12 protein-coding genes are annotated in these 15833 nt (G+C 44.5%); 8 read left to right on the top strand and 4 right to left on the bottom strand.

Annotated features, from left to right (window positions below):
* Positions 1-21: 21 nt before the first annotated feature.
* The 3 genes from GWR56_RS17065 (at position 22) to GWR56_RS17075 (ending at position 4864) form a co-directional block, all read left to right on the top strand.
* The gene (locus GWR56_RS17065) at positions 22-294 is read left to right on the top strand and encodes a hypothetical protein (protein ID WP_162432412.1); all 273 of its coding nucleotides are present in this window, start codon (positions 22-24) and stop codon (positions 292-294) included.
* The gene (locus GWR56_RS17070) at positions 287-1615 is read left to right on the top strand and encodes an SMP-30/gluconolactonase/LRE family protein (RefSeq protein WP_162432413.1); all 1329 of its coding nucleotides are present in this window, start codon (positions 287-289) and stop codon (positions 1613-1615) included. Before GWR56_RS17065 ends, GWR56_RS17070 begins: the two co-directional genes overlap by 8 nt.
* Before the next feature lie 435 nt (positions 1616-2050).
* Positions 2051-4864 (top strand): prolyl oligopeptidase family serine peptidase, encoded by a 2814-nt coding sequence (locus GWR56_RS17075; RefSeq protein ID WP_162432414.1) that lies wholly within the window; start codon positions 2051-2053, stop codon positions 4862-4864.
* Positions 4865-4999: 135 nt separating this feature from the next.
* On the opposite strand, the gene gpmA is transcribed toward GWR56_RS17075, so the two are convergent.
* Positions 5000-5689, bottom strand: a complete 690-nt coding sequence (gpmA, locus tag GWR56_RS17080; protein ID WP_162432415.1) for a 2,3-diphosphoglycerate-dependent phosphoglycerate mutase — start codon at positions 5687-5689, stop codon at positions 5000-5002.
* A 102-nt stretch (positions 5690-5791) separates the two neighbouring features.
* Between gpmA and GWR56_RS17085 the strand changes: the two genes are divergently transcribed.
* Together GWR56_RS17085 and GWR56_RS17090 are read left to right on the top strand one after the other, a co-directional pair.
* The gene (locus GWR56_RS17085) at positions 5792-6385 is read left to right on the top strand and encodes a GPR1/FUN34/YaaH family transporter (RefSeq protein WP_162432416.1); all 594 of its coding nucleotides are present in this window, start codon (positions 5792-5794) and stop codon (positions 6383-6385) included.
* A 210-nt stretch (positions 6386-6595) separates the two neighbouring features.
* Positions 6596-6979: an SRPBCC domain-containing protein gene (locus GWR56_RS17090; RefSeq protein ID WP_162432417.1), complete on the top strand. Its 384-nt coding sequence runs from the start codon at positions 6596-6598 to the stop codon at positions 6977-6979.
* Positions 6980-7109: 130 nt separating this feature from the next.
* Here GWR56_RS17090 and GWR56_RS17095 read toward each other — a convergent pair whose 3' ends face one another.
* Together GWR56_RS17095 and GWR56_RS17100 are read right to left on the bottom strand one after the other, a co-directional pair.
* Positions 7110-8474 (bottom strand): OmpA family protein, encoded by a 1365-nt coding sequence (locus GWR56_RS17095; protein WP_162432418.1) that lies wholly within the window; start codon positions 8472-8474, stop codon positions 7110-7112.
* A 293-nt stretch (positions 8475-8767) separates the two neighbouring features.
* Entirely contained in the window at positions 8768-9196 is a 429-nt protein-coding gene (locus GWR56_RS17100; RefSeq protein ID WP_162432419.1) for an OsmC family protein, read from the bottom strand.
* Positions 9197-9301: 105 nt separating this feature from the next.
* Here GWR56_RS17100 and GWR56_RS17105 point away from each other — a divergent pair, with 105 nt between their 5' ends.
* Positions 9302-9778, top strand: coding sequence for a hypothetical protein (locus GWR56_RS17105; protein WP_162432420.1), 477 nt, complete (start codon positions 9302-9304; stop codon positions 9776-9778).
* Here GWR56_RS17105 and GWR56_RS17110 read toward each other — a convergent pair.
* A complete protein-coding gene (locus tag GWR56_RS17110) occupies positions 9775-10209 on the bottom strand; it encodes a DinB family protein (RefSeq protein ID WP_162432421.1) in 435 nt (144 codons plus the stop codon). The two genes, GWR56_RS17105 and GWR56_RS17110, sit on opposite strands and share 4 nt — an antisense overlap.
* 85 nt (positions 10210-10294) lie before the next feature.
* Between GWR56_RS17110 and GWR56_RS17115 the strand changes: the two genes are divergently transcribed.
* Positions 10295-11533: a nucleoside recognition domain-containing protein gene (locus tag GWR56_RS17115; protein WP_162432422.1), complete on the top strand. Its 1239-nt coding sequence runs from the start codon at positions 10295-10297 to the stop codon at positions 11531-11533.
* Between the two features lie 221 nt (positions 11534-11754).
* The gene (locus tag GWR56_RS17120) at positions 11755-15831 is read left to right on the top strand and encodes a PKD domain-containing protein (RefSeq protein WP_162432423.1); all 4077 of its coding nucleotides are present in this window, start codon (positions 11755-11757) and stop codon (positions 15829-15831) included.
* Positions 15832-15833: the final 2 nt, after the last annotated feature.

Genomic DNA, 15833 nt, shown 5'->3' on the forward strand with positions numbered 1-15833 from the left:
ATGGTTTTCCAAAACTATAAAATGAGTAAAGTATTTAAAATAGCCACCCTACTCCTGTTTATACTTACTTTATTTATGGCCGATGCTTCCGCTCAAAAACGAAAGCAGTCCGTACGCGATTCGCTGCGCCGTGCAATACTCCTCCGCGATTCAATGATGCGGACGTTCAAAAAATCTGATACCTCTATCAACAACCTGCTGCAAAAGGTTGAATATTACACTTCATCGTTCAACCAGATAAAAACCAGCCTGTTATATATAATTATATTATCTTCGCAATATAATTATGGATAAATTTTTAAGGCTTACCTTTTCAGTCTTTTTTGCGTGTGTGCTTTTTATTTCTTGTAAAAAAGAATCGCATAATGAAATCATTGAACCACCTAAACTAACAAAAGCCGATACTTTAAATCTTTTAAAGGGCTTTTGGAAGTCATCCCCACAGAATGGATATTTTACACTGGAAATAAAAAATGCAGATTATATTATTGATTACAGTAATGCAAATTTTAAACTTTTTACCGGAAAATTAGAATTAAAGGATGACTCCCTTTTCTTTTATAACCAGGACGGTTTTTATATTAATGGAGCATTTAAGATCAAAAAACTCACTGCAGACTCTTTGATATTTGCTAATGAAACTTTTACATTTAAACACTATAGGTCGACCAAAGTAGTAAGCCTTTATGATATCGTTACAATTGGTGGAAATGGATCAGGGGCCTATTTTTTTAATGAAGGAATTCCGGCTTTAACGAGTCCGATAGGCCATCCAACAAGCATTACTCAAGATAAAGAAGGAAACATATATTTAACATCGATCTTGAGTACTTCAATAATGGTTATTGATTGCAATACTTATTATATAAACAGCCTAGATAACAAACTGAATATCAAGGGTTTTTTTCAAAGCGTTTTTATTGCCGACGACGGAGAACTGTACTTTTCTGACCGCTTTAATCTTTATAAATACAATTTTGACTTAAAATCGGTGATCAAGATAAACAAGAGTTTAGATTGGGGTGATATCACAGACATCGTCGTAGATAAAAATAAAAATATCTATATATCTACAGCTGAAGATCGATTTGTTAGAAAAATTGATGGTGTGACCGGGGATGTTACAAAAATAATAGGTGCTGATAATTTCATTAAATTTAATCCATCCCCTTCGTCCCCTTTTGATGTGTATTTTATCCCTCAGCAAATGACATTAGATAAAGATGGCAATTTATTGATAACTGATCCATCAGATAATTGTATTTGGAAATACGATACACTGCTCCACTCTATTAAATTATTTGCAGGCACGGGCAAGTCAGATTTTAGTGGCGATGGAGAACTTGCTTCTTTAGCTACGTTTAACATGCCTACCGGGATAGCTATAGATAAAATAGGTAATGTCTTTGTGGCCGACTCTCATAATTTCAGAGTAAGAAAAATAGATGTAAATGGTATAATTACAACCATTGCAGGACGTGATTATGGTTTTGATAAGGATGGGAATGCAACCGACTCGAGCATGATTCCTGGAAGGTTGTCGGTAAATTCAGAGGGCGAAATAATACTAACCGATTTAAAAAACTTTAGGTTAAAAAAACTAGTGTTACGATAGCCTATTGCCCACTGCAAAATTATAATTGCCTACTGAAGATAATAATACCTTATACAATTCAACCTGTCATCTAACTCATACAGAAGACGTTCCATTGGGGATGTCGAGCATGACCACTTCCTCGTGCTAAGGTTTTCGATGTATTGTATAAGTGCACGCAAACTATTACCATGGACGCAAATAACAACCTTTTTATTTTCCCGGATGGCGGGTACAATGTGTTCTTGCCAGAAGGTAAGCCCGGTCCATCGTTTCCCTCAGGGTTTAGATTAGCGGCAGTTCGCGATAGGTCAGATCGTTATAGCGCAGGTAAAGACCCGAATAAACCGGACGATACACGTAACAGATCGTAGCTATTTACTTGTAACTTTTTCATTTCAATTGTAAGCCCGCGCCTTTAATTTTATGATATTAGGCCTGTTCACAACGTTTGACATGAAAAAATTTCTACTTCCTGCCCTTTTGCTATTTTGCTGTTACGCGTCTGCGCAAACGGTATCAAAAAAACCGCTCGATCAAACCGTTTATGACGGGTGGCAAAGCATTACCGGCGAACGCATAAGCAATGATGGCAGATGGGTTGTTTACGTTGTAAAGCCACAGGAGGGTGATGCTGAACTTGTTATAACCAATCCCAAAGGTAAAAGCCGGCTTAGCATTCCACGTGCTGATACTGTACGCTTCACGGCCGACTCCAAATTTGCAGTATTCCTGATCAGGCCATTTTATAAGGATATACGCCAGGCAAAGATCAAAAAGAAGAAACCAGCCGATTATCCTAAAGATACACTTGGCATTATCACCTTAGGTAAAAATACCTTTCAAAAAACACCTGCTATACGCTCGTTTAAAATTGCTGAAAATGCGCCGGTGGTTGCCTATCTTTCTGCTGCTGATACCCTAAAACAAGCCGTGTCGGCTGATACGTCAAAAAAAGCGATTGCCGGCACGATAGCCCCGCCAGCTAAAGATGGTGCCGAACTCACCATAAACCAATTGCTTAACGGCAAAACGCACACCTTTAATTATGTAACAGATTATGAACTTAGCAGAAATGGCAAGTGGCTTGCATTTACAGTAACGGCGCCTAAAAAGAACAAAACAGTGGTATCGGGTTTATTTGTTTACGATGTAACAAATAACGTACTTAAAACCATAAGTACCGGCCGTGGAACGTATAAAAATATAACCTTTGACGACGCCGGCAAACAACTGGCCTTTACAGCCGAAAAGAACCCTGAAAAGGCATTGGTGAAACCCTTTAAACTTTATTATTACACGGCTGCAAAAGATAGTGCCGCAGTTATTGCCGGACCCGAAACGGCGGGCATGCCGCTAAATTGGGCTGTAAGCGGCGATGGAAAGGTTTTTTTCAGCAAAAGCGGCAGCAGCCTTTTCTTTGGGACCGCACCTGTACCAAAGCCAGCAGATACTACCCTGGTTGAGTTTGAGCATGCCCGGCTTGATATATGGAATTACAAGGATGATTACCTGCAGCCTCAGCAGCTAAAAAACCTGCAGCGCGAATTAAAACGCAGCTACCAGGCGGTTATACGGCTTGCTTACGGCCCCAGAAAATTGATACAGTTAGGTAACAAAGGCATCAGGGATATAATTATTCCGGTGTATAATACCGATGCCCGTTTTGTTTTAGGCTTAACCGATACCGGTGCGCGTGTACAGTCGCAGTGGGAAGGCGGCACACAGGAAGCTGCATACCTGATAGATACCCGCACAGGCAACCATTTGCGGGTAAATAACCGCCTGAAAGCGCGTTACAGCATTTCGCCCGGGGGCAATTACGTGGTCTGGTTTGATTATAAGGACCAAAACTGGCACAGCTACAGTATGGCTACCGGGAAAAAAATAAATATATCAGTAAACACGGGCGTAAAAATGGGTAACGAAGAAAATGATGTACCCGACGATCCGTCGCCATACGGCATATCTTCATGGGAAGAAGGCGACAAAGGTGTACTGATATATGACCGGTACGACATTTGGGCCATTGACCCTGCTACCGGTAAGGGCACAAATTTAACCAATGGGATGGGGCGCCATTATAAATTGAAATTCAGATACAACGCCGACGACGGGGAAGAAAAATTCATTCCGTCGAAAAAAACGCTATGGCTGATAGCCCAAAATGATGAAAATAAACAATGGGGGTATTATAAAAAAGCGCTGAATGGCAACGCAGCCCCAAGAAAAGTAAGCATGCTGCCTATGGCTTACAGCGATTTGCAAAAAGCAAAAAATGCCGGTGTGTTTATTTATACAAAAAGCAGCTACACGCAATCGCCTGATCTTTATGCTTCTGCTGATCTGCTTAATGAAACAAAACTGAGCGCCATAAATCCGCAGCAGGCCCAATACAATTGGGGCACCGCCGAATTGGTTGAATGGACAACCCCAAAGGGAAATCACTCAAAAGGGATCTTATACAAACCCGAGGACTTTGACCCGGGCAAAAAATACCCGATGATAGCTTACTTTTATGAAAAGCTTTCAAACGGTTTATACAGCTACATCCCTCCTGCTCCTACGCCGTCGCGCTTGCCAATTTCTTGGTTTGTGAGTAACGGTTACCTGGTGTTCGCACCGGACATAAGCTATCAGGCTGGTCATCCCGGTGCGTCGGCAGTCGAGTTTGTTAACTCAGGTGTCGAGGCGTTGAAGAAAAACCCCTGGGTTGATGCCGAACACATTGGCATACAAGGGCAAAGCTGGGGCGGTTACCAGGTGGCTTATCTAATTACGCAGACCAATATGTACGCCGCCGCCTGGGCAGGCGCGCCCGTTGCCAACATGACCTCGGCTTACGGTGGTATCCGTTGGGAAAGCGGAATTAACCGCCAATCGCAGTACGAACGTACGCAGAGCCGTATCGGCGCCAGTTTATGGGAAAAGCCAAATTTGTATATCGAAAACTCGCCGCTGTTTCAATTGCCTAAAGTAAAAACACCCGTAGTTATTATGAGCAATGATGCCGATGGCGCTGTGCCTTGGTATCAGGGCATAGAGATGTTTACCGCACTGCGCAGGCTTGGCAAGCCGGTATGGTTGCTGCAATACAACAACGAGGCGCACAACCTGGTAAAACGCCAGAACCGCAAGGATATCAGCATCCGCGAAGCACAATTTTTTGACCACTTTTTGAAAGGCGCCCCTATGCCCGTATGGCTTGATAAGGGCGTGCCCGCGGTTAATAAAGGCAAAGATTGGGGGCTGGAGATCAGTTCGCAGTAATTGCAGTTGGCAGTGGGCAATCTCCCCTGCGTCATTGCGAGGTACGAAGCAATCTCAGAACTATGCATAAACGATTTGCATGCGGCAATACCTATCAGGAGATTGCTTCATACCTCGCAATGACGCGTTTTTTTGCTACTCAAGATAATAATGCCTTATACAATTCAACCTGTCATCCAATTCGTAAACCCATGGCTTGGCAGTGGGAATATCCAGTTTGGCCACATCTTCATCGCTCAGGTTTTCGATGTATTGTATTAGCGCACGCAGGCTGTTGCCATGGGCGCAAATAACTACTTTTTTATTTTCGCGTATGGCCGGGACAATGTGCTCGTGCCAAAAAGGTAAAGCCCGGTCCATGGTTTCGCTCAGGTTCTCTGTCAGGGGCAGTTCCCGATAAGTAAGGTCATTGTAGCGCAGGTAATGGCCCGGAAAACGGTCGTCCTGCTCGGTAATGGCCGGAGGGTGTTCGTGCGGGTCGCGTCGCCATTTGTGCACTTGTTCTGCGCCGTATTTCGCTGTGGTTTCGTCCTTGTTAAGCCCTTGCAGCGCGCCGTAAAAGCGTTCGTTCAACCGCCACGACTTATGAACAGGTATCCACAGGTGATCTAACTCCTCCAGCACAAAGTGCATGGTTTTTATACTGCGCTTTAAAACGGATGTAAAACCAACATCAAAGGTGTAGCCATGTTTTGCAAGTAGCTTACCGGCGTTTATAGCCTGTTGCAACCCGTCTTCAGAGAGGTCTACATCCGTCCACCCGGTAAAACGGTTCTCCAGGTTCCATATACTTTCGCCGTGGCGTATCAATACTAATTTCTGCATATCTTTAACATAACAGCCGGGTAATACTGCGGTTTAGAAAAGTATTGTTAATTAATTCAAAATAATTAGATTGCATATATAAACCAAATTTAAACCTTTATTATGATACCAACCACTCCTGCTCCGGTAATTGTTAAGGATGGCATTGCCAACCCGGCACCGCTTGGTCTTTGCGCCTTTGGCATGACAACCGTTTTATTAAACATACATAACGCGGGCTTTTTTGAGCTTAATGCTATGATATTGGCCATGGGTATTTTCTATGGCGGGCTGGCGCAGGTTATTGCCGGCATCATCGAAGCCAAAAAGAACAACACTTTTGGCCTAACCGCATTTACATCATACGGCTTTTTCTGGCTATCGCTTGTTGCGCTTATTGTGATGCCGAAGCTGGGCTGGGCGCCAAAGGCAAGTGAAGGTGCTATGTGCGCATATTTGGGCATATGGGGCCTGTTTACCTTCTGCCTGTTCTTTGGTACTTTAAAACTAAATCGCGCGCTGCAGTTTGTTTTTGGTTCATTAACCATCCTGTTCGCGTTATTGGTTTGGGGCGATGCTACCGGGAACGAAAACATTAAACATCTTGCCGGCTACGAAGGCATCATTTGCGGACTGTCTGCCATATACACAGGTATAGCGGGCGTGATGAATGAAGTTTACGGGCGTACCGTATTGCCGGTTGGGGCGGTAAGTTAATCGCTGCGCTATTTACCCACCCCGACATCACTGCGTTTGTCGACCCTCTCTGCTGCGCAAAGACGGTGATGGAATGAAGCTGATCATATGTGACTTTCATACGTATGCTGTAAAGCGCATTATTTACCCTCTTTGCGCAGCAGAGAGGGTCGCGCACGAAGTGCCGCGGGGTGAGTTAAATCTCTCAAATATTTCAGCTAACTTGCCCCTGTGAAAGATTATAAAAAATATTACCTGCTGCCAGCTACGCCCGATGAAGTGTACACTGCGCTAACTAACCCTGTTACGTTAGAGTTATGGACCGGCGATCCGGCTGAAATGTCTACCGAGCCCGGTTCGGAGTTTTCGTTATGGGAAGGCAGTATTGTAGGTAAGAATATCGAGTTTGTACCCGGAAAAAAGATCGTGCAGCAATGGTATTTCGACGGGCAAACCGACGAATCTATAGTTACTATAAAAATTCATCCCGATTCTCATGGTTCCTCTGTGGAACTAAGACATGTTAATATACCTGATGATGACTATAATGACATTGTTGAAGGCTGGAACGACAGCTACTTCGGCAACCTGGCCGATTTCTTCGAGGTAGGATAGTTGAAAGAAGCAAGACTGCAAGAGCCAGGAATCAACACAAAAGTTTATAAATACAAAGAGCCGCCCCAATCTGGAGCGGCTCTTTTGTTAGCGCCTTGATTATTATATATCTCGACCCTTGTAGCTAACCTTAGTATAAAGTAAACTCTACACGGCGGTTCTGCTGACGGCCTTCGGCTGTTTTATTTGTAGCTATCGGCTGGCTTTCACCATAACCGGTTGCTTCTATACGCGAAGCGTTTGCGCCTTTGCTAACCAGGTACGATTTGACAGACTCAGCACGGTCTTTTGATAACCTTAAGTTTAAAGCATCCGAACCGGTATTATCAGTATGTCCTGCTAATTTTAAGCTGAAGTTTTTCTCAACTAATAAATTTGCCACCCTATCTAAAGTTGGGTATGATTTAGAACGGATAGTTGCTTTACCCAAATCAAATTCCAGGTTGTTTATCGCGTCTCTAACAACACGCTTGTCTTCCTCGGTTACATACACAACCGGTTTAGCCAGCGGGCAGCCTGAGCCATCTACTTTAGTACCTGCAGGCGTATTAGGGCATTTATCGTTAATGTCCGGTACACCGTCGCCGTCGCTATCAACAGTTAATCTATCTAACTTAGAGTTAGTGGTGTTAAGATCGTTCCTTAACTGATCGTTCTTTGCGCGTTCGGCATCAATTTGCGCCTGCAGCATAGCTTTTGTTTGCTGATTTTGCCATACGTATTCTGTACGCATAGAGTTAACCGGGTTATAGGTAGACATGGCCGGGGTTTTAGAACTACCCAGTAAAAACTCTAAGCCGATGTGCGCGTAAGAGAACCTGTCGTTAGAACTGCCGGTATTGTAACCATCAAAATTATCTGATTGTACAAAGTTAACCTGGTAGCCAAGGTCTAAATTAACGCTCGATCCTAAATTAACTTTAAAGCCTAAACCTACCGGTACAAACCATTCGTTTATGGAATTTTCTCCCGCGCCGTTGGTGTAAGCTGTTGTTGTCCCACCGGCATCGGTAGTTGTGGTTTTATAACCCATGTAACCGGCACCTGCTGTTAAATATGGCTGTATGGCGCTTTTGCTGTTGAACCAGCTAATGTTACCTAAAGTGATGTTTGCGCTTAAAGCACCAGACCAATTTAATTTGGTGTTAAAACTGCTTGGGGTACCAACACCATCCTGTCCGCGCATACCGCTCACTTCTCCGCGAAGGAAATCGGCCTGTAAGCCAAAGGTTGGTGTAAATTGCTTCTTGATATAACCGCCATAGCCAATTTCTGATTGTGGCTGTCTGAAATCCTGACGCCCATTGGCGCCAAAAATGGTGAAGGGGGTTAATAAACCGCCATGAACACCTATTGACCATGTACGTACAGGGCCACCCGAGAAAGGTTTTACATAATTGTTAGTACTTACAGAATCGGGGGTTTGAGCAAATAATGTACCGCCAGCCATTAAACCGGCAAGCAGCATTGTAGATCGTTTTAAATTTGTTTTCATGTTGTGTTATTTTTGACCGTCTGCTAAACTGGATAAGCAGACTATACCCCACAAGGCAACATTAATGCCAGTACATGCTGATAAACACGGTAACCGGGTGGTAAAAACGCCGATAAAAACAGCTATATGCAAAATAACACGTTCACCATTAGCAGGTTATATTGAACGGCTGACCAAATAAATAAATTAGTCAATAGCACTGAGCATCGTAACGCCAGCCATTGCTAAAGTGACCCCAAAAAAAGACAATTGGGATTAAAATAAGCCGTTTTATGATAATTGCGGGTGATGAATTACCCCGCAGGATGTATAATCACCTTCCATTTAATGTCAGCATCGGCCTTATACAGCGTGGCAGCCACCGAACAGTATTTGCCTAATGATAGCTCGACAGCTTTTTTTGCTTTTTCCTCGTCTACGGTGCCGTACAAATGAAATTCGAGTGTGATATCTTTCCAAAGCGAGGGTTCTTTACCCGGCTCACGGTCACCGGCTATAACCATTTTGTAGTCCACCACGTTTTGACGCTGCTTTTTCAGTATAGCTATAATGTCAATTGCCGAGCAGCCGCCCAAACCCATTAAAAGCATTTGCATAGGGCGCACACCAAAATTTTGTCCGCCGCTTTCGGGGCTGCTGTCCATACGTACAGTGTGTCCATACTCGTCGGTCGCTTCAAAGCCGTAGTCGCCGCTAACGCGTGATAAATTTATAGTAGCCATGGTAAATGTAATAATTATGCTAAGTTATGTTTTTGTGGTAATAATAAAATGCCAAAGCCATATATTGACCTTAAATAAACATAAACGGGCTTTAGTCCCTTTACTATGAAGCAATTATTTTTGTCCGCGCTTTTTTTCTGTTTTGCAACAACCGGTTTTGCGCAAAGCAACCTGGTATCGTACGATGACCTTAGTTACCTGCTCCACAACAATATATATAAAGCCGATACATTTTTTACGGCCAAGGGCTATAAGTTGCTGAAAAAAGATGTAAAGAAAAATGTCAGAAAATATAACCTGGATATTCCGGGCGGGACGTACATCAATATCAACCTCCGTAGCGACGGTAAGCGTATGTTTGTTGAATTTGATACTAACGAACTGGCGCAATATAACATGATATACAACTCTATATCACAGTATGTTGATAAAGAAAGCGCCACCCCCGATGTACAAACATTCAACGTAAAAGATCTGGGCGTAATCTACATTATGGCAGATGATGCAGTACCTTATAATCCAACGCGCCGCGAGTATACGATACGTATAGTAGCCGACAAAAACATTACAGCTTATGACTAAACAAGCTGCTTTAAATGATGTTGCATATGCGCGATATAATCGTCGGCTAAAAATGATACGGTATTAAACGAAGGCTGGTACCGGCCATTATCGCACTTTACCTTCGTGCGCCCGGGTGGATAGTTCTGTAACACCCGCACTATCTGGCGGTTAACCAGTTCCCAAAGTTTTAATATTTCGGCGATATCGGCATGGCGGTAATGCTGCGCCTGCACCCATTCGTTCTGAAAATATATCAGCTTAAAACCCTCCTCGTAAGTGCAGCGCACAAAACGCTGCAGGTTGATATGCGCGCTGTCAATCAAATGGCCAATAATCTCCTTGTTTGTCCACTTCCCTGCAGGCGGTTCGCTATCCCAGTTAATAAGGTGGGCCTTAGTGCACAAAAAATCATCAATAACGGCCTGTAAATTTTTAGCGGTTTGCTTCATCAAAAATCAAATAATCTATTTTAAATATGGCTAAATCACGGTAAATTATTCAAAAAAAATTATCTTCATGGCCTGAATCATTGATATGGCCTTAAACTACATCTGGATAGCATTTTTCCTTATCGCCTTTGTAATTGCATTTTGCAAACTGGTGTTTTTTGGCGATGTAGATGCTTTTAAGCTGTTGGTCGACGGTATGTTTGACAGTTCAAAGTCGTCGGTGATGGATATCGCGCTGCCACTGGCAGGTAACATGGTGCTATGGCTGGGTATTTTAAATATAGGTGAACGGGCCGGCGCCATGAACTTTCTTTCGCGTATAGTAGGCCCATTTTTAAGCCGGTTATTCCCGGAGGTGCCCAGGAAGCATCCCGCCACCGGGCAAATGATGATGAACTTTTCGGCCAACTTGTTAGGGCTTGATAACGCCGCAACGCCGCTGGGTTTAAAGGCTATGGATAGCCTGCAACAATTAAACCCGGATAAAGAGACGGCATCAAACGCACAGATCATGTTCCTGGTACTGCATACATCGGGTTTGCAACTACTGCCCGTTACCATTATCGCGCAGCGTTTTATACTGGGTGCAAAAGACCCGGCAGACGTTTTAATACCTTGTATAATAGCTACCTATGTTGCAACGGTTGTAGGGATGATTGCCGTAGCTATCAAGCAAAAAATAAACCTGTTTGACCGTGTTATTGTAAGCTGGCTTGGCGGCATGACCGCCTTTATAGCGCTGCTGGTTTGGTATTTTACCCAATATCTTGATAAAGAACAGATAACCATCGTGTCGAAGGTTGCCAGCAATATGTTGCTTTTTGCAATACCCACTGTATTTATTTTGGGCGCATTACGCAAAAAAGTAAACGTATTTGAAAGTTTTATTGATGGCGCAAAATCAGGTTTTGAGGTATCGGTTAAAATAATACCTTACCTGGTGGCCATGCTGGTGGCCATTAGCGTTTTCAGAAACAGCGGGGCGTTAGATTATCTGAACGGTGGGGTAAGGTGGGCAGCCACGCAATTACATATGGATACCCGTTTTGTTGATGCCTTGCCTGTGGCTTACATGAAACCCTTAAGCGGTTCGGGTTCAAAGGCAATGATGATAAGCACGATGCAAACTTATGGCCCCGATAGTTTTGCCGGCAGGCTTGGATCTGTTTTCAACGGTTCTGCCGATACCACATTTTATATAGTGGCGCTTTACTTTGGCTCGGTCGGAATAAAAAAATCCAGGTATGCAATACCCGCCGGGCTCATAGCTGATTTTGCGGGAGTAATAGCTGCGATATTGATCTCCTATTTATTTTTTGGTTAAAGTTTGCCCGGAGTTGCCCCCTTTCCTCGGGTAATAAATGTTTAAACTATTCGTAACAAGCCCGGTTAAATTCCGTATAAGGCAATAATCAACCTTTAGTTTATAAAGCGGTTTATTATTGTAACATTTATTATTTTCGCTTAAGCTAATAATCGGTTTGAAAGTGATTGATGGGTAAATTTTTTACTAAGAGTTTATTTCTTGCGCTTTTTTCAATTTTTGTGACGGCAGCTACCTCCGCGCAAACTATTACATTAGGCGCTATAGATCCCGGGCCATACGGACAAGGGTCTACCATTAGTGTGCCCTTTAATGTAGATATAACATCAGGATGTATTGGTAAAACCAACTCCTTTCGGTTATATTTATCAGATGCTTCCGGTAACTTTAGCAACACGCCCTTAGCAACTTACAGCGGATTTTACGGCACATTTGTAAATGGGGTAATACCGGCCGGTACACCGGCAGGTTCGGGCTATAAAGTAAAAATCGTATCTACCCTGCCTGCAATAAGCAGTAATATTTCGGCTGCATTTACCATAAGTAATGGTGCCGGCGTTACAGCAGGCGTAAAATCACAGTCTATAAGTGCATCAAACCCCGAGGTTTTCGGAGCATGTTTCGGTACATCCAATGCATCGTATTCCTTTGTTAACGCGTCCACCACCGGCGCCAGTGTAACAGCAACTTTTTTCAACGAGATAACCCAGGCAAACCAGGGGTCACCAATGGCCATACCAGGCAGTTTTAATGCTAAGCTGGCCAATTATACGGTAACCGTAAAAGCTGTTAAGGGCGGCGTGGTGGGAACTAAATCTTATACGCTGATAAACAACGACGTGTACAGATCGATCGGGAACTCTGGCAATAACACAACCTGTGCAAATGGTTCAACACCCCTTACGTTTCCCATTACTATCGATGCGGAAGGAGTTGGTTTCAAATACAATTATCCGGGGCTTACTTACAAAGTTGTATGGGGTGATGGCAGCAGCGATGTATACCGGTACTGCGATATCGTAAACCAGAATAATAGTATCAGTCATAACTTTACAAAATCATCCTGCGGCAATAATGTGGGCGCCAACAGAAATGTATTCAGGGTGGAGCTTACGCCCGTTAATGAGTTTTGCTCCGGCTCGGTGCTGCCTGGGGTGGCATATGCACGCGTACTTTCGCCGCCTAAAAACGATTTTAGCTCTCCTGATGCTGCATGCCTGAACAGCGAAGTAACGTTCAAAAACCTTTCGGACCCGGGGCAGGACCCTGATAACACCGGCCCCGATTGTAAGAACCTTGACGCCCGTTACACCTGGTTTGTAGACGGACAGCCGGTTGAAGTGGATCAGACCACCTCGCAGCCCTTTAAGTACACATTTACCACACCGGGTATACATACTGTAACTATACATATGCAAAACCCCAACAATTTATGCCAGCCGAATGATAAATCGCATACGGTTTGCGTGCAGGAACGCCCCAAGCCGGCTTATACCGTGCCCGTAAATTCAGGCTGCGTACCTTTGAGCCTTACGCCTAAAAATACATCGGTGATAGACGCTAATTGTAATGCCGACACCTCCTACAAATGGACGGTAACCGGCCCCGCTCCCGTTAAATTTCAGGGTGGTACAAATTCGGCAAGCCATACCCCTCAATTTTTGTTCGATCAACCGGGGGTATATAAAATTAAACTTGGGATAAAGACGGCCGGCTGCGGTACTGATACCGCTGTGAATGTTGAGACCATTGTTGTTGACGGCCCTCCGGTAGCTGTACTGTCACCGGATAAACAGCTATGCGGTATAAACCAAACTTTTATCTTTAATGGCGACCCCGGCCCTACGCAGTCTACCATAAGCGGCAGTTCGCAGCCCGGCCCCGGCAATTATACATGGACAGTTACCGGCGGGGCTTTTGAGTTTACCGGCGGCACAACTTCAAGCTCAAGATACCCGCAAATACTTTTTAAAGAAGCGGCAGCGTACACCATTAGTATAACAGCTACCAGCGCGTGCGGAGCGCCCGCGTCAGCTCAGCAAGTATTAACTTTTACCGATGCGCCCGTTGTTGATGCAGGCACCAGCCCCCCTATATGCCAGGGCAGCACGGTTTCTTTACAGGGTTCGGTTACAAATGGTACGGTTGACAGTGTAAAATGGAGCGGCGGAGCCGGCACCTTTACCAATGATGCCAGCCTAACCACAAGTTATACGCCCACTGCAGCGGAGTATGCTGCCGGCTCTGTTACCTTAACACTAACGGGCTACACAAGTCTTGGGGCGCCCTGTACCGAGATACCTGATAACATTACCATTACCTTTCAGCCGCCTAATTCGGTAACCAGTGCAAATAAGGTGTTCACGTGCTCGGGCGCCGCATTGGGTTACGTAATAACAGCGCAACAGCCGGGAAGCACTTTTAACTGGACGGTTGACGCTGCCAACACATCGCCGTCAATATCCGGGTATGGCGCTACCGGTAGCGGCGCAACCATTGGCGACCAGCTTGTAAACAACGACCCTAACAACAGCGCGATAATCACTTACAATATTACCGCTACAAATGGCACATGCGTTAGCGATGTTTTTGTGCTTACCGTAAGTGTTTCACCAACGCAACCTATTGCAAACTTTACCAAAACAGCAGCGAGCGGCTGCGGTACAACCAGCGTACAGTTCACCAATATATCCGCGCCCAAAGACGGCACCACTTACTCGTGGGATTTTGGAGACGCCACAAATTCCGCTGAAGAAAACCCTACTCATTCCTTCGCACCAAACACTGATGGTACCGACGCTATTTACAACGTAATACTTACCATAACCACACCTTGCGGCGTGGCAACATCGGTACCCCAAACTATCATTATTAGGCCGGTAGTACCTGTAGCCCGCATTGTGCCGCCTAATATAACCGGCTGTACGCCCGTAACCCTCAATGTTAAAAATGAGTCGCCCGGTAGCAATATCGACTATACATATTATTTGTATAAGTACACTAATGCGGCAAAAACCGATAGCACCCTGGTAGAAACTATTACCGCAACCACTAAAGACCCGGTAAACTTTCAGCCGATATCCGACGCTGGCAATTACACATTGTTTATGCATGTAAAAGGTTTTTGTAATGATGGCGAAACCGTGCATATCCCTATCAAGATAGACGAACAATTCTTTAGCGCCCAAATATTTCCCACCGGGCCGGTTGAGGGCTGTGACGGGTCGTTCCAGGCGGAAATATTTAATAACTCAACCCCCGGAAATATCTACACTTATTATATTTCGAACTCTGATGGGACGTATAGTGATAGCAAAGCAGGCGCGCTTGGCGCGTTTAATTATGTTTTTCCAGCGCCTGGTATATACTATATTTCGCTCGAAGTACGTAATAGCTGTGGCTTTATAACTTCAGCACCATTACAGTATATTGTACATGGTAAACCGTTACCAGATTTTAACGTGGCAAATAACTCTTCGGCTTGCCGCGAAAGCACAGTTACCTTTACAAATACCACCCCGCCAGATGCCTCCACCCAGGCATCTGGTATGACTTATTTGTGGGATTTTGGCGACGGTTCTACATCTGCGCTGTACAACCCTCCACCCCATAAATATGCCGGCCGTAGTACTCCCTATACGGTTACCTTAACAGCAACCATACCGGCAACCGGCTGTACCAATACAACTGTTAAAACAGACTTGATTTCGGTTACACCGCCACCCGGAACATATTTTACGGTAAGGCCCGACACCATAGTTAAACTGCCTAACTTTCATTTCGAGTTTATTGATCAAACCAGCGGAAATCCTGATAGCTGGCAATGGAACTTTGGCGATGGCAATACGGCCAATAGTCAAAATACCAGCCACACTTACGCCGATACCGGAGAGTATGTAGTTACTTTAAAGGTGACAGATATAAGAGGCTGCGATAGTACCTTTAAGCAAAAGGTGAAAATAACGGGCACACCAGGCCAATTGTTTATACCCAATGCTTTTCAACCTCAGAGCAATACCACAGAAATACGCACCTTTATGGCTAAAGGATCGGGTATAGCCAAGTGGCGGCTGCAGGTGTACAATAACTGGGGCCAGCTGATATGGCAAACAACCGCCCTGAGCAGTAAAGGCGAGCCCATTGAAGGATGGGACGGCACATTCAATGGGGTTGCGCTGCAACAGGGCACTTATATATGGAAAGCGTCGGCTACTTTTATCAACGGGTCCGAGTGGAAAGGCATGTCATACGGGGGCTCTCTGCCTAAACCAAACGGCTATGTGCATTTAATCAGATAGCA

The organism is Mucilaginibacter sp. 14171R-50 (genome assembly GCF_010093045.1).
GTDB lineage: Bacteria > Bacteroidota > Bacteroidia > Sphingobacteriales > Sphingobacteriaceae > Mucilaginibacter.

What these genes read in the sequence shown, in the direction of transcription:
- GWR56_RS17065 (WP_162432412.1), top strand. Translation starts at nt 22, where the DNA reads ATGAGTAAAGTATTTAAAATAGCCACCCTACTCCTGTTTATACTTACT.
- GWR56_RS17070 (WP_162432413.1), top strand. Translation starts at nt 287, where the DNA reads ATGGATAAATTTTTAAGGCTTACCTTTTCAGTCTTTTTTGCGTGTGTG.
- GWR56_RS17075 (WP_162432414.1), top strand. Translation starts at nt 2,051, where the DNA reads ATGAAAAAATTTCTACTTCCTGCCCTTTTGCTATTTTGCTGTTACGCG.
- gpmA (WP_162432415.1), bottom strand. Translation starts at nt 5,689, where the DNA reads ATGCAGAAATTAGTATTGATACGCCACGGCGAAAGTATATGGAACCTG.
- GWR56_RS17085 (WP_162432416.1), top strand. Translation starts at nt 5,792, where the DNA reads ATGATACCAACCACTCCTGCTCCGGTAATTGTTAAGGATGGCATTGCC.
- GWR56_RS17095 (WP_162432418.1), bottom strand. Translation starts at nt 8,474, where the DNA reads ATGAAAACAAATTTAAAACGATCTACAATGCTGCTTGCCGGTTTAATG.
- GWR56_RS17100 (WP_162432419.1), bottom strand. Translation starts at nt 9,196, where the DNA reads ATGGCTACTATAAATTTATCACGCGTTAGCGGCGACTACGGCTTTGAA.
- GWR56_RS17105 (WP_162432420.1), top strand. Translation starts at nt 9,302, where the DNA reads ATGAAGCAATTATTTTTGTCCGCGCTTTTTTTCTGTTTTGCAACAACC.
- GWR56_RS17110 (WP_162432421.1), bottom strand. Translation starts at nt 10,209, where the DNA reads ATGAAGCAAACCGCTAAAAATTTACAGGCCGTTATTGATGATTTTTTG.
- GWR56_RS17115 (WP_162432422.1), top strand. Translation starts at nt 10,295, where the DNA reads ATGGCCTTAAACTACATCTGGATAGCATTTTTCCTTATCGCCTTTGTA.